We start from the raw sequence: 1,269 nt of genomic DNA on the forward strand, positions 1-1,269 counted from the left end.
GATTACCGGTGTACGACACCGCCGGCACACCGCGCTTGATCAGCGCCATCGCCAGCAGGGCAATCGTCACCTGCTCACCGGTGGAAACGATCACGTCCAGTTCACGCGGAACCGGTTGAGTGTCGCCACTGATTTGCTTGGCCAGATCGATCAGACGGTTGGTTTCGCCGCTCATTGCAGACAGCACAACCACCAGGTCATCGCCGGCATCGCGGAATTTCTTAACCTTGTCGGCGACCTGCTCGATTCTCTCGACAGTGCCGACCGAGGTGCCTCCAAATTTCTGTACGATCAAAGCCATTTCAAAGCCGCCTCTGCCCATGAAGGGCGCCCAATAATCACTCGAACAGCCGCCAGGCCCGCCACTAGACTGCGGGCCGGACGGACTGCCTTATAAACCCTGCTCGACGAATGGAACGGTCAGCGCCAATGCGCCATCCAGTGCGCCGGCGTCGACACCGCCGCCCTGCGCCATGTCCGGACGACCACCGCCCTTCCCGCCCACTGCCGCAGCAGCCTGTTTCATCAAATCACCGGCTTTGAGTTGGCCAGTCAGGTCCTTGGTTACGCCTGCAACCAGTACGACCTTTTCCTCATGGACACTGCCGAGCAGGATCACTGCGCGGCCGAGTTTGTTTTTCAGCTGATCGACCAGCGCCAGCAGCGCCTTGCCGTCCTGACCATCCAGACGTGCGGCCAGAACCTTCACATCCTTGACGTCCACTGCCGAGTTCGACAGATCGTCGCCCGCGGCACTGGCAGCCTTGGCTTGCAACTGCTCGAGCTGCTTTTCCAGCGCGCGGTTGCGCTCCAGCACGGCCGACAGCTTGTCGATCAGGTTGTCGCGGCTGCCCTTGACCAGGTTGGCCGCTTCCTTGAGTTGTTCTTCTGCCGCGTTCAAGTAGGCCAGTGCCGCAGCACCGGTGACTGCCTCGATACGACGCACGCCCGATGCCACACCGCCTTCGCTGATGATTTTCAGCAGGCCGATGTCGCCGGTACGGTTGGCGTGGATACCGCCGCACAGTTCGACGGAGAAATCGCCGCCCATGCTCAGCACGCGCACGTTGTCGCCGTATTTCTCGCCGAACAGCGCCATCGCGCCTTTCTGCTTGGCGGTTTCGATGTCGGTTTCTTCTGTTTCAACGGCGGAATTCTTGCGAATCTCGGCGTTGACGATGTCTTCCAGCGCCTTGATTTGCTCTGGTTTGATCGCTTCAAAGTGGCTGAAGTCGAAGCGCAGACGCTGGCTATCAACCAACGAACCTT

General features: G+C 60.1%; 1 protein-coding gene and 1 pseudogene. Both read right to left on the reverse strand.

Features of this window, described 5'->3' with window-relative positions; genetic code table 11:
* Positions 1–301 (reverse strand): annotated as a pseudogene (locus DBR24_RS15210) (aspartate kinase); the annotation flags it as partial.
* 90 nt (positions 302–391) lie between these two features.
* The coding region (locus tag DBR24_RS15215; protein ID WP_256591500.1) for a DHHA1 domain-containing protein at positions 392–1,269 on the reverse strand (878 nt) is incomplete at its 5' end.

The sequence above is a fragment of the Pseudomonas sp. HMWF006 genome (assembly GCF_003061205.1).
GTDB classification, from domain to species: domain Bacteria; phylum Pseudomonadota; class Gammaproteobacteria; order Pseudomonadales; family Pseudomonadaceae; genus Aquipseudomonas; species Aquipseudomonas monsensis.